The sequence below is a fragment of the Falsiphaeobacter marinintestinus genome (assembly GCF_007923355.1).
GTDB classification, from domain to species: domain Bacteria; phylum Pseudomonadota; class Alphaproteobacteria; order Rhodobacterales; family Rhodobacteraceae; genus Phaeobacter_A; species Phaeobacter_A marinintestinus.
Genome location: NZ_VOGO01000001.1, coordinates 764,796 through 782,295, shown reverse-complemented (window position 1 = coordinate 782,295; position 17,500 = coordinate 764,796). Strand labels below are relative to the sequence as shown.

Below are 17,500 nucleotides of genomic sequence, written 5' to 3'. Positions count from 1 at the left end.
GACCATGCGGCGCGCTGTATTTGGAGTATTTATTGGCTGGGCCTGCCTTTCTGTGCCCGCCTGGGCACAGGATTCGCAGACGTTGGCAGATATCCGGCAGGAACTGACCGTGCTGCATGTCGAAATCCAACAGCTCAAACGCGAACTGTCCACCACAGGCGCGCCCTCAACCAACCTCTCGGGAAACAGCGTGCTGGAGCGGGTGTCAGCGATCGAAAACGAACTGGTCGGCCTGACGTCGAAAACCGAACAGCTTGAACACCGGATTGACAACATCGTGTCTGACGGGACCAACCGGATCGGCGATCTTGAGTTCCGGCTGGTCGAGCTGGAAGGCGGCGATGTCAGTAAACTGGGCGAAACGTCTACTCTTGGCGGAGCGACCCCGTCCTCCACGCCGTCTGTACCCCAAGCGAATGCGGGCTCAGAAACGCAGCTGGCGGTTGGAGAACAGGCCGACTACAGCGCGGCGGTCACAGCTTTGGAAGCAGGCGATTATAGCAAGGCGGCGGACCTTCTTGCCGTGTTCGACCAGAACTATCCCGGCAGCCCGTTGGCCTCCAAGGCGCATCTGACACGTGGTATGGCATTGGAAGGTCTGGGCGACACGCGCGAAGCTGCACGCGCCTATCTGGCCAGCTTCACAGCCGATTCAACGGGACCTGAAGCACCGGACGCCTTGTTCGAACTGGGGGCATCTCTGGGTAAGCTGGGGCAGGTCAGTCAGGCGTGCGTGACACTCAGCGAAGTCGGGGCACGGTTTCCGGTTGCGGACGCAGTCAGCCGTGCGCGCGAAGAAATGTCAAAACTGGGGTGTAGTTGACCCTGAATAACACCGATCTTCTGGCGCGCGTTCGCGCACATTTCCGGGCGTCTTTGCCGACACGGCTGGGCGTAGCTGTATCGGGAGGAAGTGATTCTGTTGCGTTGCTCGTGCTGCTGAAACAATTGTGCCAGCTCGAAGGCGTGGATCTTCACGCCGCGACCGTGGATCACGGGTTACGCCCCGAAGCGGCTGACGAGGCCGCGGGCGTGGCGGAATTTTGCCAGTCACTCAACGTGCCCCATACGGTTTTAACCTGGGGGAAATGGGACGGCACGGGCAACTTGCAGGATCAGGCCCGCCGGGCACGGTATGATCTGCTGACAAATTGGGCAAAATCGAACGACATCGCCGTTCTTGCGGTGGGCCACACGGCTGACGATCAGGCCGAAACGGTTTTGATGCGCCTTAGCAGGTCGGCTGGCGTCGATGGGTTGTCGGGCATGTCTGCGGTGCGCACCGAAAACGGGATCTCGTTGATCCGCCCATTGCTGGGGTGCGGGCGTGACGAATTGAGGGACTTTCTGACGCAACAAGGCGTGTCCTGGATCGATGACCCCAGCAACGAGGATGACCGCTTCGACCGTATCCGTGCACGGCGCGTGATGGCAGAACTGGCCCCCTTGGGAATCACGGTTCAGGGTGTTGCAGACGTGGCCCAGAACATGCTGCGCGCGCGTGAGGCACTGGATTGGTACACTTTTCTGGCGGCGCGCGACCTTGCCACGGTTCATGGCGGGTGTGTCGTCATGGATCCGCGCAAGTTCCGCATTCTGCCGGAAGAGATCGCCCGAAGGCTGCTGGTCAGGGCGCTGGGATGGATCGGCGGAGCCCAGTATCCGCCGCGACGGCAACCGCTGATGGATCTGCTGGATAAGACGCGCCACGGGCAGGGGGCGACCTTGGCCGGCTGCCGCGTATTTTCACATCAAGGTAAGATCTGGATCTGCCGAGAGTATAACGCGGTGCGTGATCTGTGTGTGCCGGGAACCGAGGTTTGGGACAATCGGTGGATCCTGACAGGGCCGTGGCAAGATAAATATCAGATCCGTGCATTGGGGCGTGACGGGGTCAAGATGTGCAAACCTGATCCCTCCATCGGGTTACCGCGAATCGTTCTGGAGGTAAGTCCGGCTGTGTGGAGTAATGACAATCTGGTCGCCGCTCCGTTGGCTGGATTCGGCCTTGGATGGCACGCAGAACTGGTCGGAGGAGGCGAGGAGTTCTTTGCAGTAACTTTATCGCATTGAACCCGCGCGAAGTATCTCTATTTTAGTAGCCTAGCCGATCGAACTGCGATCGGGCATCTTTGGGAGAATTTCCTTGGGCAACGCACGTAACATCGCCTTCTGGGTCGTATTGTTTTTGTTGATCCTGGCCTTGTTCAACCTGTTCAGCGGAACAGGCAGCACATTGCAGAGCCGCGAAATCACGTTTTCTGATTTCGTGACTGCGGTGCAGAATGAAGAAGTCCAGCAAGCCACGCTGGACGGCGAACAGATCCGGTTCCTCGGAACGGACGGTCAGGACTATGTGACGATCAAGCCGGAAGACGCGCGCGTCACTGAGCTGCTGATCGAGAACAACATCCCGGTTCGCGCCGAAAAACAACAACAGTCAGGATTTCAGTCGTTCCTGATCACACTGCTGCCGTTCCTGCTGCTGATTGGCGTCTGGGTTTATTTCATGAACCGGATGCAGGGTGGCGGCAAAGGCGGCGCGATGGGCTTTGGCAAGTCCAAGGCCAAGATGCTGACCGAAAAGCACGGTCGCGTGACGTTTGACGATGTCGCCGGCATCGACGAAGCCAAGGAAGAGTTGGAAGAGATCGTTGAATTCCTGCGTAATCCGCAGAAATTCAGCCGCTTGGGTGGCAAGATCCCCAAGGGCGCTCTGCTTGTTGGTCCTCCGGGAACTGGTAAAACGCTTTTGGCGCGCGCCATCGCAGGGGAAGCCGGTGTTCCGTTCTTCACCATCTCGGGGTCTGACTTTGTCGAAATGTTCGTTGGTGTCGGTGCGTCACGCGTCCGGGACATGTTCGAGCAGGCCAAGAAGAACGCGCCATGTATTGTCTTCATTGACGAGATCGACGCCGTGGGCCGCCATCGTGGCGCAGGTTATGGCGGTGGTAACGATGAACGCGAACAGACGCTGAACCAACTTCTGGTGGAAATGGACGGATTTGAAGCCAACGAAGGCGTCATCATCTTGGCCGCGACCAACCGGAAAGACGTTCTGGACCCCGCACTGTTGCGTCCGGGCCGGTTCGACCGTCAGGTGACGGTTGCCAACCCTGATATCAAGGGCCGCGAAAAGATCCTGGGCGTGCACGCGCGCAAGACTCCGCTGGGCCCTGATGTCGATCTGCGCATCATTGCACGTGGTACACCGGGATTTTCGGGTGCTGATCTTGCAAACCTCGTGAACGAGGCCGCATTGATGGCGGCCCGTGTTGGTCGACGTTTCGTGACCATGGAAGATTTCGAGAACGCCAAAGACAAGGTCATGATGGGCGCCGAACGCCGCAGTATGGTGTTGACGGCGGACCAGAAGGAAAAGACCGCCTATCACGAAGCCGGTCATGCGGTTGTCGGTCTGAACCTGCCAGAATGCGATCCGGTCTATAAGGCGACGATCATCCCGCGCGGTGGCGCATTGGGAATGGTGGTCAGTCTGCCGGAAATGGATCGTCTGAATTACCACCGGGACGAATGTGAACAGAAGCTGGCGATGACCATGGCGGGTAAGGCTGCTGAGGTGATCAAATACGGCGAAGATCATGTATCCAATGGTCCTGCCGGCGACATCATGCAGGCCAGCCAACTGGCGCGCGCCATGGTGATGCGTTGGGGCATGTCCGACAAGGTGGGCAACATCGACTATGCCGAAGCACACGAAGGCTATAGCGGCAATACGGCTGGTTTCTCGGTGTCGGCGCACACCAAAGAGCTGATCGAGGAAGAAGTGAAACGCTATATCCAGAGTGGTTATGATCAGGCGTTGCAGATCCTCAAGGACAACAACGAAGAATGGGAACGTCTGGCCCAGGGCCTGCTTGAATACGAAACGCTGACCGGCGACGAGATCAAGCGGGTCATGCGAGGCGAGCCGCCTAATTCTGGCGATGATGATGGCGACAAGCCGGATGAGGGTAACGCACCCAGCGTTACGGCCATTCCAAAGACCAAGCCGAAGAAATCCCCGCCAGAGGCCGGGATGGAACCAGAACCGACGGCCTGATCGGATCATTCATTTACGTAAGCAGCCGGGTTAACGCCCGGCTGTTTTCATTTGGGCCTGTTTGTTCGTATCGTTTCGTCATCACGAGCCGCAGCAGAGGCGGCAATTTTGAAAGCACGCGTTGTTGATCCGCAATCTGGCTGCCATAAGATGTGAGCACTTCTGCCTAAAGGATTGATCATGCCCGCACTGCGTCCCACCGACTACAAAGCCACGATCAGATATTTGGGTGTCGTTGAAGACCGTGACGCGACCTTGGCGTCGGCGCCCGTCGAGACAATGGAATTGACGTTCGCAGGGCTTGCGAACGAAGAGCATGCTGGGCTGACGCGCCCGTCGTGCAGCAGGGTATTGTCGCAACACCCCAGAAACACCGAGATTGCGAATGTGCGTCAATTGTCGGTCCTGTCAGCCGAAGAACTGGCCGCGATCCGCGATGAGATGGGTCTGGGCTTTTTCGATCCAACCTGGGTTGGGGCCAGCCTTGTCATTGAAGGCATCCCGGACTTTACGCATGTGCCACCGTCTTCGCGCCTTCAGGCGCCTTCGGGGGCAACGCTGGTCATAGATATGGAGAACCGCCCCTGTGTTTTGCCAGCCAAGGTGATCGACGCCGCAGAGCCTGGCATGGGCAAGCTGTTCAAGACGGCAGCAAAATCCCGGCGCGGTGTGACGGCCTGGGTCGAGCGGGAAGGTGTCATCAACCTTGGCGATGATTTGCAGCTTCATATTCCTGACCAACCCGTCTGGACACATCTGGATGCGGCGCGCAGCCGAAACTGACGCAGAGCGTCAAAAACGCCCCCTGGCGATCCGCGGCTTTGCGTGCCTTTGGCGGACACCCGTTTCCGAAAAGAAACCGCTTAGGCGCGAACCGACGCAACCAAGGCAGAAAATGTCGGAATCGCAGAACTGCCGCCCGCGTTCAGTGCGCTATAGGCGATCAGAGGTTAAGGGCTTGATGCCCGGTCCAAGGGGGTAACCATGAGCTATAAATCCGACATCGAAATCGCGCGTGAAGCGTACAAGAAGCCAATTCAGGAAATCGGCGCGAAACTGGGTATCGGTTCCGATGACCTTTTGCCCTATGGCCACGACAAGGCCAAAGTCAGCCAGGAGTTCATCAACTCGGTTCAGGGCAACGATAATGGCAAGCTGATCCTGGTGACCGCGATCAACCCGACACCGGCAGGCGAGGGCAAGACCACGACCACCGTTGGTTTGGGCGATGGTCTGAACTCGATTGGCAAGAAGGCCGCCATTTGTATCCGCGAAGCATCGCTGGGCCCATGCTTTGGCATGAAGGGTGGCGCTGCGGGCGGTGGGTACGCTCAGGTCGTTCCGATGGAAGAAATGAACCTGCACTTCACCGGCGACTTCCACGCGATCACCAGCGCGCACAACCTGCTGTCGGCGATGATCGACAATCACATTTATTGGGGCAACTCGCTTGAGATCGACGAACGTCGCGTCGTCTGGCGCCGGGTTCTGGACATGAACGATCGCGCCTTGCGCGATGTCGTCACGTCTCTGGGCGGCGTCGCCAACGGGTTCCCGCGTCAGACCGGGTTTGACATTACTGTGGCATCTGAAGTCATGGCGATCTTATGCCTGTCTACCGATCTCGAAGATTTGCAAAAGCGTCTTGGCGACATCATCGTGGCCTATACCCGCGAGCGTAAGCCGATCTATGCACGCGATATCAAAGCCGATGGCGCGATGACGGTTTTGCTGAAGGATGCGATGCAGCCCAACATCGTGCAGACGCTGGAAAACAACCCTGCCTTTGTACACGGCGGTCCGTTTGCGAACATCGCACATGGCTGTAACTCGGTCATCGCGACCACAACAGCGCTGAAAGTCGCGGATTATGTCGTGACCGAAGCCGGGTTCGGAGCCGACCTGGGCGCCGAGAAGTTCATGAATATCAAATGCCGCAAGGCGGGTCTGGCACCGGATTGTGTGGTACTTGTTGCGACCGTGCGGGCGATGAAGATGAACGGCGGCGTTGCCAAGGCTGATCTGGGCGCTGAAAACGTCGAGGCTGTGGGCGCGGGGTGTGCCAACCTGGGGCGCCACATCGGCAACCTCAAGCAGTTTGGTGTGCCGGTTGTCGTCGCGATCAACCACTTTGTGTCCGATACGGATGCGGAAGTGGAAGCTGTGAAGGCTTATGTCGAAACCCAAGGGTCCGAAGCGATCCTGTGTAAGCACTGGGCGTTGGGCTCGGAAGGCACCAAGGAACTGGCGACCCGAGTGGCCGAGATCGCCGACGCGGGTGTGTCGCAGTTCGCGCCGCTTTATAACGACGACATGTCCCTGTTCGACAAGATCGAGCGGGTCGCGACGTCGATTTACCGGGCTGACGAGGTGCTAGCTGACAAGAAGATCCGCGATCAACTGCGCCAGTGGGAAGACGCCGGATATGGGCACCTGCCGGTCTGTATGGCGAAGACACAATACTCGTTCTCAACCGACCCGAGCCTGCGCGGCGCACCGACAGGCCATTCGGTCCCGGTTCGCGAAGTGCGGTTGTCGGCAGGAGCCGGGTTTGTCGTGGTGATCTGCGGTGAGATCATGACCATGCCAGGTCTGCCGCGGGTTCCGTCGGCAGAAGCGATCATGCTGAATGAACAAGGCCAGATCGAAGGTCTGTTCTGATTGAACGCGGGCGGCTGGCGCGGGCATCGAGCCCGCGCCAGCCGCGCCTGTGCCTTTAGGCACAGGCAAACAGGGTGTCGCTGTCTGGCGCATCCGGAGAATGAAGGCGCGGGCAAAAGCGCAACACAGAAAGGGCTGACGATGACGGCAACGATTTTGGACGGTAAGGCTTTTGCGGCAGGCATTCGCACGCAGGTTGCAGCGAACGTCGAACGGCTGAAAACCGAAAACGGCATCACCCCTGGTCTGGCCGTTGTGCTGGTCGGTGAAGATCCGGCAAGCCAAGTCTATGTTCGGTCCAAGGGCAAACAAACCGTTGAAGTCGGCATGAACTCGTATGAGCACAAGCTGGATGTTGAGACACCCGAGGCCGATCTTTTGGCTTTGATCGAGCAGTTGAATGCCGATCCCGCTGTACACGGAATTCTGGTGCAATTGCCACTACCGTCCCATCTGAACGAAGACCTTGTCATCAACTCGATCGATCCGGCCAAGGACGTGGACGGGTTTCACATCTCGAACGTGGGCCTGTTGGGCACCGGGCAGAAATCGATGGTACCGTGCACGCCGCTGGGCTGTCTTATGATGTTGCGCGAGCATCATGGGTCGCTCAGCGGACTGGACGCGGTTGTGGTGGGCCGGTCGAACATTGTCGGCAAGCCGATGGCGCAATTGCTGTTGGGCGATAGCTGTACCGTGACAATTGCCCATTCGCGCACCAAGGATTTGCCGGACGTGGTTCGCCGCGCCGATATCGTGATCGCGGCTGTGGGCCGCCCGCAGATGGTTCCGGGGGACTGGATCAAGCCGGGGGCGACTGTCATTGACGTCGGAATCAACCGGATTCCAGCGCCGGAGAAGGGCGAAGGCAAGACACGTCTGGTTGGCGATGTCGACTTCGACACCGCGGTGGAGGTCGCGGGGGCAATCACGCCCGTGCCGGGCGGCGTTGGTCCGATGACCATTGCATGCCTTCTGGCCAACACAGTGACGGCCTGCTGCCGCGCCAACGGGCTGGCCGAGCCCGAAGGGCTGACGGCCTGACTGGGTTATGACGATACAGGGACGGGCACCATCGTTCCCTGCATGACAGCAATCAGGGTTTCTGCACCGTCCTCAATCGCGTGCACTTCGGCTGAGACGACAACCAGACGCCGACCGGGTTTCAACACCCGGCCGGTGGCCCGCAAAAGCTCACCACGCCCTGGCGCCAACAGGTTGATCTTGATTTCGGCGGTCATCACCTCGACGTCTTCAGGCATGCAGGTCAGGGCGGCATAGCCGGCCGCCGTATCCCCTAACGCGAAGGTCAGCGCCGCATGGGCGACCCCCTGTTGCTGCCGGCTGCTTTCCAGGATTGGCGCCGACAGCACAACTTTCCCGGGTTCGACCAAATCGATTCCAGCCCCGAGAGTCGTCATCATGGACTGTTGACCAAAGCTTTTGGCGATCCTGTGGGTGATGTTCATCTTTTTCTCTTGTCTGATGGCAATGTGTCGCGATCTCGATAACGTGATCGGGTGGCAATGTCCAAAACATGACTTAAGGACTTGGCGTTCCCGGAAAAATTCAGTTAAATCAACCTCCGGCCGGTTTAATAGTATAAGAATTTTTCACGCTAATGCTTCCGAATTCGTTTGAATCATCAGTTCCTCCAATAACACGCATAACAATCGTGGGGTGGGCGTTGGGCTCATTTTTGGCCACGTATGCAGCTCCGTTCGGCACGTTACAGTACCCCTTTGAGTTGCGCGCCATATTCTGGAGCATTGTCGTGGTCGGAGCGACATTGATGGCACGTTCGGCGATGTGGGTGGTTTGGCATTTTATGCCAACGGCGAAAGGTTTTATTGTAGATGCGGCGGTGTCCGTTCTGATGGTTCTGTTTTTCACACCGGTTCTGTATTTTTCGGCAATTGTCATATTTGATGGCAGGCCACTGATTTCATCGACTTATCTGACATTCATGCAATACGTTGCCATCATTTCTATTGCCGTCTGTATTACGCGGCGCATGGTGGCCGGGTTAATTGGGCAACGAAACGCGAGCCTGACGGAACAATTGGCGGATAACCAGTCTGAGACACAGCCGCGTTTGATCCGGCGTCTGCCCAAAGGCTTTGACGGACAGATTTTGCGCCTGACGGTCGAAGATCATTTCGTCGATGTCGTGGCCGAAAGTGGAACGTATCGGATCCGCCTGCGATTTGCCGATGCCGTAAACGAAATGGATCCGTGCCCCGGGTCTTGCACCCACAGATCTCATTGGGTTGCCACACATGCAGTGACAGGGGTTCGCCGAGAAGCTGGCAAGATCTGGCTGGAGATTACCAATGGCGATCTGGTCCCCGTTAGTCGAAAATATCGCCCCGACGTCGAGGCCGCAGGTCTTCTCTGACCGCGTCAGCGGGGCATCGGGATCGCATGCATGTTGTGCCCTGTCAGGATGGCAATCGCTTCGCGCCGCATCAGCGTGCTTAGGATCTGGTCGTGGCTGCGTAGACCGCCCGTATACGTGCCATAGGCCGGCAGAATGACGCGATCCCGGTCCGCCAGAAATGCGCTGCGTGTGATCGACCGCCCCCGGGCCCGGATTGTCGCTTTGGGATGGTAGTGCCCAGAGATCTCGCCACTTGCGCCCGGTTTGGCAATATGGCGAAAGGTCAGGGGCGGGACCGGCAGTTCTGCCAGATGCGTACCGCCCATTTCGACCGGTCCCGGGTCATGGTTGCCTTCAATCCAGACCCAGCGTCGACCGGCCTGCAGCCGGGCAATCCACAGTTTTTCCTCTTCTGGCAGCGCATCGGCAGCGGCGATGTCGTCAAAGCTGTCGCCAAGGCAGACGATCACCCGGGCATTGGTCTGCGCCAAATCTCCGCCAAGCCGTGTCAGCGTGTCCCGCGTATCATAGGGGGGGAGCGGCGTGCCGCTGCGCCGGGCGATCCGTTCTGATTTTCCCAGATGCAGATCGGACACGCACAGCAGAGATTGCCCGGGCCACCAAAGCGCCCCTGACCCTAGGGCCACAAGTGGGGCACCTGCCAAAGTGAAGTCATGTCTGTTCATGATACGTTCGTTGCCGATTATTCCAGCAAAAACAAGACAATTTAAGTGTGGGGACTGCAGTATCTAATGATCCAGGCCAGCGGCCTGCATCAGCCTGTCGGCCTCTTCCTGCAACAGCTGTTCTTCGCCGCTGCCTTTGATTGGCACCTTCCCCACCTCTAGCAACAGTGGAGCTGCCAGTGGGGATATCCTTTCAAGTCGCACATGATCGATTCTATCGCCGACACGGGCAATCATTTCTTCGATCCGCCCGAAATCAACCAGACCACGCAATGCTTCTTGCCGGGTGATTTTCAGCATCAGGTGATCGGGGTCGTATTTGCTGAGGGTGTCATAAAGGATGTCGGATGAAAACATCGCCTGCCGCCCGGATTTCTTCTGGGAGGACGGGATGTTGCGTTCAATCAGCCCCGCGATGGTGGCGCTGGCCCGAAAGGTGCGCTTCATCACCGCGTTTCCGGCCAGCCAAGTGTCCAACCCGTTGCGCAGCGCCTCAATGTCGAACAGCGGGCGGATATCGTCGGGCGCGTCCAGCCCCCAGATCAACGTGGCATAATCGGTCGACACAAAACCCAGCGGATTCAACCCGATCTCTTCCAGACGTTTGGTCAACAACAGCCCTAGCGTCTGTTGGGCGTTGCGACCGGCGAACCCGTAAACGCAAAGGTGTTCGCGACCGTCATGGGGAAAGCTTTCGATCAGCAACCGACCCGGAGCGGGCAGACGGGACAGGTGACGCTGAAGCCGAAGCCAGTCAGCGGTGTGCTGGGGCAGGGTGGGCCAGTCAGGCTGAAGAAACATGTCCAGAATGCGCGCGCTTAACTGCGTCGAAGTCGCGAACTTGGTGCCGGAAAACACGGCGACTTTGGGCTTTCGCCCCTTGTCGCGGCTGACCTCGACTGTCATTTCGCGCAGGCCCTCATATCGTACGATTTTCCCGCCAATCAGGAAGGTATCGCCGGGGGTCAGTGAGGCCGCAAAGGCCTCTTCAACCTCGCCTAGGGGTTTTCCGCCGCGACTGCGCTTCATCCGGACTTTCAAAAGATCCGCGTCCTGAATCGTGCCGATGTTCATCCGGATGCGTTGCGCGTTGCGCGGGTCGCGCAATTGCCACAAGCCGTCGGGCCGCTGCATCAAACGCTTCCACTTGTCATAGGCCCGCAGCGCATAGCCACCCGTGGCGCAGAAATCGAGGCAGTCGTCAAACGCAGCACGGGTCAGCGCGCGATACGGCCCAGCCGAGGCCATTTCCGTATAAAGTGAATTCGCATCGAACGGCCCCGCACAGGCCGCAATCAGGATGTGCTGACATAAGACATCCAGGGGCCCGGGACCGCGCGGGTCGCCATCCAAAGCGTTTTCGCGAACGGCCTCCAAGGCCGCCACGCATTCCACAACCTCGAACCGGTTGGCCGGTACCAGCAGCGCTTTTGACGGCGCGTTGTATCTGTGATTGGCCCGTCCGATCCGCTGGACCAGCCGTTTCACGTTTTTGGGGGCGCCGATCTGGATCACCAGATCGACATCGCCCCAGTCGATACCCAGGTCCAGGCTGCCGGTGCAAACGATGGCCCGCAGTTGTCCGCGCACCATGGCCTGCTCTACGCGTTCGCGCTGTTGCCGGTCCAGTGATCCGTGATGGATGCCGATGGGCAGCGCGTCGTCATTGGCAAGCCAGAGATTGTGAAAGAAAATTTCGGCCTGTGCGCGGGTGTTGTGAAAGATCAGGGTGGTCTTGTGTTGTTTGACCTGCTCCAAAACAGCGGGAATGGCATAAGCGCCGCCACCGCCGGACCAGGGCGGCATGGCATTTGTGGTCAGCATGGCGATGTCGGGCACCGGGCCGGGATCAGCCTCAAGAATGGTGCAGGGATCGGGGTGGCGGGCCAGTAACCGGGCGACCGCTTGCGGATCTTCGACCGTGGCCGACAGGCCCACCCGACGTAGATCGGGGCAGAGCGTTTGCAGCCGCGCTAGGGCAAGCATCAGTTGATCGCCGCGTTTGGATTCGGCCAAAGCGTGGATTTCATCGACGACGATGCGTTTGAGCCCGGCAAACATGCGGGGCGCGTCTTCGTATGAGGTCAGCAACGCCAGGCTTTCGGGCGTGGTGAGCAGGATATGGGGCGGATCGGCCCGTTGGCGTTTCTTCTGGGTCGCCGAGGTATCGCCGGTGCGGTCTTCGATGCGGATCGGCAGTCCAATCTCATCCACGGGTGTGCGCAGGTTGCGTTTGATGTCTGCAGCCAAGGCTTTGAGCGGCGAGACATAAAGCGTGTGCATCCCGTCATGTGGCGTGTTCGTCAGATCGGCAAGCGTTGGCAAAAAACCGGCCATGGTTTTGCCGCCCCCGGTCGGGGCGATCAGCAACACGGCCGGGTCGTCAGCATGGGTGACCATGGCCGCCTGATGCGCGTGGATCGACCAGCCACGGGACGAGAACCACGCAGCGATCTGTTCGGGGAGGTCAAGCATGGCCTGACACTAGCGTGGATGAATCCGGTGTGAAATCTCTGGCAGACGTTTTAAGGGCAAAATTCGGTTACGTCCGTCGGGGGCGCAACTGGCGGATGGCGGACTGCACCTGTCTGGGCAGGCTGGTATCTGCATCGTCCGGCGCGGCGTCCAACGCACTTTCGACGTCTTTCACAAGGATGCCAATCGTGTTGTCCTGATCCCAGCCATCCCGTGCAAATTCGATGGTGTCAAACCCAGAGGCGAACCAATTTTGGCCTGACGACGTGGCGATCAGGTCCAGCAATGCGGTTTCGTCCAATCCGGCCTCATCGGCCCAGTCTAGCACCAGACGGGTCATCGCTGTGTTCGATGCGGCGAGCAGGTTGTTCAGCACTTTGGCCTGCATGCCCGACCCGTAAGGCCCCATGCGGTGAAAATGTTGACCCATGGCGGAAAACAACGGCTGCGCGGCATCAAGATCGCGATCACTGCCCCCCAGCATGAAGGACAAACGCCGTTCTTCTGCGGCGATCTGGGCTCCGGACATCGGGGCGTCGATCAGCGTGATATGTGCAGAAATTCGGCTGCGCAGGTCTTTGACATAGCGTGGTGATAGGGTGGAGCAGATGATGATCCGGTTGAGGTGTTTTGCAGATATCAGGTTTTGAGTACCAAAAAGAACCTCATCAGTTTGCGAAATATCGCGAACTACTGTGATCAAAGTGTCTAAGTTTTGTGAAAACTCATCCACATCCCTACAGATTGCCGAATCTGCGCTGTCAAAATCGCTGATCCGGCGGACGTCGAAACCACGGGCATCGAACCCGGCTTTTCGCAAAGCTGCCAGCATTGGGGCGCCCATTCGCCCGCACCCAGCGACTCCGATCATCTGACGATGTGTTCGTCCTTGACGAACATGTTGGCCCACGCGCGTTCGATCAACTCTGGTGTCATTTGATAGGGGATCCCTTCGAACTCACAAATCGCGATCATCTGATCAATCAAGAACACCGGCTGATAATTCGCATAGACGTTGTCGATCTCAGGGTATTTGACCTTAAGCAGATGCACCAATGCCTTTTCGTTCAGCGGCATTCCCTTCTTGCGGGCAACAAGGGCAAAGATCTTTAGGAAGTTTTCCTGGTTGGGACCATCGATTTTGATCTTGAAAAAGATCCGGCGCAACGCGGCCTGGTCAAAGATTTCGTTGGGGTGGAAGTTGGTGGAAAAGATCACCAGAGTATCGAACGGAACCTCAAATTTTTCGCCCGATTGCAAGCCAAGAATGTCTTTGCTTTCTTCCAGGGGAACGATCCATCGGTTGATCAAGGCCTGTGGCGGTTCTTCCTGACGGCCAAGGTCGTCGACAATGAAGATGCCGCCAGTCGACTTCAACTGAAGCGGTGCCTGGTAGGTGCGGGCTGTTGGGTTGTACACCAGATCCAGCATCGACAGGCTGAGTTCACCGCCGGTCACAACGGTCGGTCGCTCGCAGCAGACATAGCGGGCGTCAAAACGTTTGCCTCGGCGCAGTGAGTTGGGGCTGTCGACCTCCATCGGCAAAGCGCTGTGTACGATCGGATCGTAAACCGTGATCACCTGACCAGAGTATTCGATCGCGCGCGGGACATAAACCATGTCGCCAAGCGCGTCGCGGACCCCGTTTGAGATTGAAGATTTGCCGTTGCCGGGCGGGCCATACATCAGGATCGACCTACCTGCGCTGACGGCCGGACCAAGGTGGTCCAGCAGGCTGTCCGGCAAGATCAAATGGCCCATCGCGGTGGTCAGCTGTGCGCGGCTGACCTGAATGTTGCGGATCGACTGGCGTTTGACCTGTTCGCGATAGACCTCAAGCGGGACCGGCATGGCACCGAAGTATTCGGATTGCGACAGGGCATCCAGCGCGCGGGATTTGCCGGCGTCGGTCAGCTGATAACCCATTTCGTTGCTGTTGTTGGCGTTCAGCGTTCCTGTCGCCTCAAGCAGACGCTGTTCGCGGGCCATATCGACAAGTTCTTGGGTAACCGGAATCGTCAGACACAGGGCCTGAGACAAATCACTGACCATTTCGACATTCTTGCGGAAAATTGTCTTGAGAAGGATATCCCGCATCATCACGATGGGAAGCTTCATGTCTTCAAGGGTGCGCGGATTTGGTGGGGCCAGCACGGATGTGGGTTGCATGTTCATGGGTATGCTCTCAAAAAAAGGTGCCACGTTCTGACCGCATCATACTGCCCGGCCAATATGGCGTCAGAATGGCGACTTGGCGGCAGGGATCAGCGCATGACTGCGTTTTGAAAGACGCCCAGCAACAGGTAGATCGCCAACGTCCCGCCAAGCGACAAGCCCATTGGGAATTTCCAGCCCCTGTCCCAGCTTTGCCAACCAGGGGACAATTGCCTGAGGGGCGTGTATTTCACGAGGCGATGGGTCACGAAAGCTGCCAGAAGGTTGGCGGCAAAGATCGCCATCAACAAACGTAGATCACCCGGCGCAATAAACGGCGCAGCAGCGGCGGCGAATTTGGCATCGCCCGCCCCGACCGCTCCGCCTGCATTCAGAAGAATGCCGATCAGCAGAACCACGACCATCTGAACAAGCCGCATACCGTAGACGGGCAGGGGCAGGACGAACAGCCCGACAACCAGAAAAACAACGGCCAGCGCGATAACCGCCTGATTGGTGATTCGCATCTCGCTCAGGTCGGTGAAACAGACATACAGGCAGATCGGCAGCACAAAAGGCAGGAACCAAAGCGCCTCGGTCGTGGTCAGCGCCATGGCGTCAACCGGCCTCCAGCGCGCGAAGTGACCGGACGGCTTCTTCGAAATGCTGTGGATGCGTGTTGATTGCTTCGCGCAGCAGGCCCTTTCCAGTTTCAACATCACCCTGCTTGACCGCTGACAAAGCCATGGTGTGCAACAGCTGCGCCCTCTCGGACTGACTCATCGGGATAACGGGAAGTGAATATTTCCGTTGAGCGCCACGGGCCAGGATCAGGTTGTTCTTTGCAGTAAACAAAGTGCTGTCCTGGCGAATGGCGTCCCCGAACAGACGTTCGGCGCCAGAGTAATCGCCGCGCGTCAGCTTGGAGTATCCCCAGTTGTTCATCACGCCTGCCGGGCGCGTGGTCAGGCCAACTGCGGTTTCATAAAAGCTGTCGGCGTTGCTCCACTCTTCATTGGCGTCTGACACCATCGCTTCAAGTCGGTACCGCTTGAATGTTTCGTGGGTTGGCACAACCGCATCCAGAACAGACTCTGCCTTGTCCCAGTCGCCAGAACGGATCAGAGCGTCTGCATAGTGGACTTCGTCTTCAGGCAAGGCGCCTTCCATCTCGACAACTTTGCCCCAGGCCGATGCCGCTTCGGTATTGCGTTTGGCACGTACCAGAGAAGTGCTGAGGCCGCGTTGAAAGTCGATTCGGTCGGGGGCCGATTTGGCGGCCTGACTGAAATAGTCGACAGCCTCGTTCGGGTCCGCAACCGTCAGCATGACGTCGTTCAGGTTGGTTTCGTCGACGACATTCACGTCCTGAAACGCGCGTTCTACGGTCGCATCAGCATCTTCGGTGCACGCGGACAGCGCGATGGCGCAGACCAGACATGCCGGAATCAGAAACACTTGGCGCATTATTTGCGTCCTTTACTGCTCTTGCCTCGGTCATGGTACCTTACGGATCACGAAATTGCCGCTACCCCGTTGGACCAATTTATAGTCTTCGTTTTGTTCACTATTATTATCAGAGTTTTCCGATTTTGATAGCGCCACGCGCAGATTTTCGCGGATTGAGTCACTTTCGCCATTATCCAGCGCATAGGCCTTCTGAAAAACCTGCTGCGCCTCGGTGATTTTGCCCCGTTCCATCAGGACCACGCCAAGGTTGTTCCAGGCTTCGGGCCACTCGGGAGCCTCGGCGACCGCGCGGCGCAAATTCTCTTCAGATTGCCCCAAACGGCCCAATCCAAGGTTCGCGGTACCGATCCCGGTCAGGATTTCGGTTGTCATACCGTGGACCAGCGCGGCGCGAGTAAATGCTTCCAATGCAAGCTCGTATTGCTCGACCTCCATCAGTCGATTGCCGACCTCGATACCATCCACGGCCTCTTTGCGATGATCGACGCCGGGCGCATAAACGTCATCCTCAAACCCCGGGAGGGGCTCAGGAGCGCATGCCGCCACCGTCGCAAAAGCGACGATGGCGGCTAAGATTTTTGTGATCGGTGCGCCCAACCGCACACGCGATTCTGCCATTGTGTTACTTGCTCATGTTGCCCAGATTCGCGATGCCCATCGCCGAAGGTCCGACAAGGATAATCAGCAACGGCGGAACCGTTAACATCATTGTGGCAAGCGTCATTTTGGTTGGCAACTTGTTTGCGGCCTCTTCGGCACGCATGACGCGTTTGTCGCGCATTTCCCCGGCATAAACCCGCAAGGCTTCTGAAATGGATGTACCGAACGCCGCCGACTGGATCAGCACGGTCACAAAGGACGACACGTCAGGAACGCCGCAGCGGGTGCCCATGTCACGCAACACTTTTTCCTTTTCCTTGCCGGCCTTCATCTCGTAGGCGACAATTTCGTATTCCTCGGCCAGAGCCGGGAATGAGGCGTGCAGTTCCTTCGCGACCCGCACAATCGCCTGATCCAGAGACTGACCCGCTTCGACGCAGACCAGCATCATATCCAGAGAATCCGGAAAGCCGCTGGTGATCGATTCTTTTCGCTCTTCGACGCGGCGGGTGACCCAGTATTTCGGCAACATGTATCCTGCGGCACCCGGGCCGACGACATACATCATTGTTTGCTGCTGTGTCATGCCTTCGCCCGCGCCAAGCCCATAAACATACACGACGCCCACAATCAAACCCAGAATGGCAAGCGCCAGTTGTGCAAAGTGGAAGAAGCGTACGGCATCTTTCGAGTGATATCCGGCCTGACGAAGTTTGAGCTGGACGGCAGAGAGTTCTTCGGCGTCCTGCGGTTCGAGAAACGATTTGAACCGTTCAAGCTGTTCGTTCCGGCCTGCCTGACGCAAACGTTCTTTCTTTGGCTTGGCCAGAGTTTCTTCCTGAGCGTTACGCTTGAGTTTCTTCAGCGGATCCTCTGGCTGGTTCAGCATCAAGGGAATGGTCAGCAAAACCATGAACATGCCAAGCCCGCCGACCACGATTAGGGGGCCGAATTCACCCAGCTGATCTGTCAGGAACGTATTGATCTGAGACAGGAATTCCATTGGAGATC

The 17,500-nt window shown here is 58.0% G+C and carries 16 protein-coding genes; 7 read left to right on the top strand and 9 right to left on the bottom strand.

The annotated features are described in order from the left end of the window. The first annotated feature begins 4 nt into the window (after window positions 1–4). From ybgF to folD, 6 genes are all read left to right on the top strand, one after another. Window positions 5–823 carry a tol-pal system protein YbgF gene (gene ybgF / locus FOY56_RS03860; RefSeq protein WP_146344466.1) on the top strand — a complete coding sequence of 273 codons (819 nt, stop codon included), beginning with the start codon at window positions 5–7 and terminating at the stop codon, window positions 821–823. Beyond that, window positions 820–2,073, top strand: a complete 1,254-nt coding sequence (gene tilS / locus FOY56_RS03855; RefSeq protein ID WP_146344465.1) for a tRNA lysidine(34) synthetase TilS — start codon at window positions 820–822, stop codon at window positions 2,071–2,073. Before ybgF ends, tilS begins: the two co-directional genes overlap by 4 nt. Window positions 2,074–2,146: 73 nt before the next feature. Further along, window positions 2,147–4,063, top strand: a complete 1,917-nt coding sequence (gene ftsH / locus FOY56_RS03850; RefSeq protein WP_146344464.1) for an ATP-dependent zinc metalloprotease FtsH — start codon at window positions 2,147–2,149, stop codon at window positions 4,061–4,063. 180 nt (window positions 4,064–4,243) lie between these two features. After that, window positions 4,244–4,846, top strand: coding sequence for an MOSC domain-containing protein (locus FOY56_RS03845; protein WP_146344463.1), 603 nt, complete (start codon window positions 4,244–4,246; stop codon window positions 4,844–4,846). 201 nt (window positions 4,847–5,047) lie between these two features. Then, window positions 5,048–6,724 carry a formate--tetrahydrofolate ligase gene (locus FOY56_RS03840; protein WP_146344462.1) on the top strand — a complete coding sequence of 559 codons (1,677 nt, stop codon included), beginning with the start codon at window positions 5,048–5,050 and terminating at the stop codon, window positions 6,722–6,724. 141 nt (window positions 6,725–6,865) lie between these two features. Beyond that, window positions 6,866–7,768: a bifunctional methylenetetrahydrofolate dehydrogenase/methenyltetrahydrofolate cyclohydrolase FolD gene (gene folD, locus FOY56_RS03835; RefSeq protein WP_146344461.1), complete on the top strand. Its 903-nt coding sequence runs from the start codon at window positions 6,866–6,868 to the stop codon at window positions 7,766–7,768. 5 nt (window positions 7,769–7,773) lie between these two features. Here the strand turns inward: folD and FOY56_RS03830 are convergent, their stop codons facing one another. After that, complete coding sequence (locus FOY56_RS03830; RefSeq protein ID WP_146344460.1) at window positions 7,774–8,193, bottom strand: PaaI family thioesterase; 420 nt, start codon at window positions 8,191–8,193, stop codon at window positions 7,774–7,776. A gap of 152 nt (window positions 8,194–8,345) precedes the next feature. On the opposite strand from FOY56_RS03830, the gene FOY56_RS03825 reads away from it, so the two are divergent. Continuing rightward, window positions 8,346–9,122, top strand: a complete 777-nt coding sequence (locus FOY56_RS03825; RefSeq protein WP_146344459.1) for a LytTR family DNA-binding domain-containing protein — start codon at window positions 8,346–8,348, stop codon at window positions 9,120–9,122. 5 nt (window positions 9,123–9,127) lie between these two features. On the opposite strand, the gene pdeM is transcribed toward FOY56_RS03825, so the two are convergent. From pdeM to FOY56_RS03785, 8 genes are all read right to left on the bottom strand, one after another. Continuing rightward, window positions 9,128–9,790, bottom strand: coding sequence for a ligase-associated DNA damage response endonuclease PdeM (gene pdeM, locus FOY56_RS03820; protein WP_146344458.1), 663 nt, complete (start codon window positions 9,788–9,790; stop codon window positions 9,128–9,130). A 63-nt stretch (window positions 9,791–9,853) separates the two neighbouring features. Further along, complete coding sequence (locus FOY56_RS03815) at window positions 9,854–12,265, bottom strand: ligase-associated DNA damage response DEXH box helicase (RefSeq protein WP_146344457.1); 2,412 nt, start codon at window positions 12,263–12,265, stop codon at window positions 9,854–9,856. Window positions 12,266–12,332: 67 nt separating this feature from the next. Then, complete coding sequence (locus FOY56_RS03810) at window positions 12,333–13,136, bottom strand: NAD(P)-dependent oxidoreductase (protein ID WP_146344456.1); 804 nt, start codon at window positions 13,134–13,136, stop codon at window positions 12,333–12,335. Further along, window positions 13,133–14,440 (bottom strand): DUF8689 domain-containing protein, encoded by a 1,308-nt coding sequence (locus FOY56_RS03805; protein WP_146344455.1) that lies wholly within the window; start codon window positions 14,438–14,440, stop codon window positions 13,133–13,135. Before FOY56_RS03805 ends, FOY56_RS03810 begins: the two co-directional genes overlap by 4 nt. Window positions 14,441–14,529: 89 nt before the next feature. Then, the gene (locus FOY56_RS03800; RefSeq protein ID WP_146344454.1) at window positions 14,530–15,033 is read right to left on the bottom strand and encodes a prepilin peptidase; all 504 of its coding nucleotides are present in this window, start codon (window positions 15,031–15,033) and stop codon (window positions 14,530–14,532) included. A gap of 4 nt (window positions 15,034–15,037) precedes the next feature. Further along, window positions 15,038–15,886: a tetratricopeptide repeat protein gene (locus FOY56_RS03795; protein ID WP_146344453.1), complete on the bottom strand. Its 849-nt coding sequence runs from the start codon at window positions 15,884–15,886 to the stop codon at window positions 15,038–15,040. Window positions 15,887–15,916: 30 nt separating this feature from the next. After that, complete coding sequence (locus FOY56_RS03790) at window positions 15,917–16,507, bottom strand: tetratricopeptide repeat protein (RefSeq protein ID WP_146344452.1); 591 nt, start codon at window positions 16,505–16,507, stop codon at window positions 15,917–15,919. A 4-nt stretch (window positions 16,508–16,511) separates the two neighbouring features. Next, the gene (locus FOY56_RS03785) at window positions 16,512–17,492 is read right to left on the bottom strand and encodes a type II secretion system F family protein (protein ID WP_146344451.1); all 981 of its coding nucleotides are present in this window, start codon (window positions 17,490–17,492) and stop codon (window positions 16,512–16,514) included. Window positions 17,493–17,500: the final 8 nt, after the last annotated feature.

Bases quoted from the DNA above. Each gene is read 5' to 3' on its own strand.
- FOY56_RS03830 (WP_146344460.1), bottom strand. From the start codon at position 8,193: ATGAACATCACCCACAGGATCGCCAAAAGCTTTGGTCAACAGTCCATG.
- FOY56_RS03845 (WP_146344463.1), top strand. From the start codon at position 4,244: ATGCCCGCACTGCGTCCCACCGACTACAAAGCCACGATCAGATATTTG.
- FOY56_RS03790 (WP_146344452.1), bottom strand. From the start codon at position 16,507: ATGGCAGAATCGCGTGTGCGGTTGGGCGCACCGATCACAAAAATCTTA.
- pdeM (WP_146344458.1), bottom strand. From the start codon at position 9,790: ATGAACAGACATGACTTCACTTTGGCAGGTGCCCCACTTGTGGCCCTA.
- FOY56_RS03785 (WP_146344451.1), bottom strand. From the start codon at position 17,492: ATGGAATTCCTGTCTCAGATCAATACGTTCCTGACAGATCAGCTGGGT.
- ybgF (WP_146344466.1), top strand. From the start codon at position 5: ATGCGGCGCGCTGTATTTGGAGTATTTATTGGCTGGGCCTGCCTTTCT.
- FOY56_RS03810 (WP_146344456.1), bottom strand. From the start codon at position 13,136: ATGATCGGAGTCGCTGGGTGCGGGCGAATGGGCGCCCCAATGCTGGCA.
- FOY56_RS03800 (WP_146344454.1), bottom strand. From the start codon at position 15,033: ATGGCGCTGACCACGACCGAGGCGCTTTGGTTCCTGCCTTTTGTGCTG.
- FOY56_RS03825 (WP_146344459.1), top strand. From the start codon at position 8,346: ATGCTTCCGAATTCGTTTGAATCATCAGTTCCTCCAATAACACGCATA.
- folD (WP_146344461.1), top strand. From the start codon at position 6,866: ATGACGGCAACGATTTTGGACGGTAAGGCTTTTGCGGCAGGCATTCGC.
- FOY56_RS03840 (WP_146344462.1), top strand. From the start codon at position 5,048: ATGAGCTATAAATCCGACATCGAAATCGCGCGTGAAGCGTACAAGAAG.
- FOY56_RS03795 (WP_146344453.1), bottom strand. From the start codon at position 15,886: ATGCGCCAAGTGTTTCTGATTCCGGCATGTCTGGTCTGCGCCATCGCG.
- FOY56_RS03815 (WP_146344457.1), bottom strand. From the start codon at position 12,265: ATGCTTGACCTCCCCGAACAGATCGCTGCGTGGTTCTCGTCCCGTGGC.
- FOY56_RS03805 (WP_146344455.1), bottom strand. From the start codon at position 14,440: ATGAACATGCAACCCACATCCGTGCTGGCCCCACCAAATCCGCGCACC.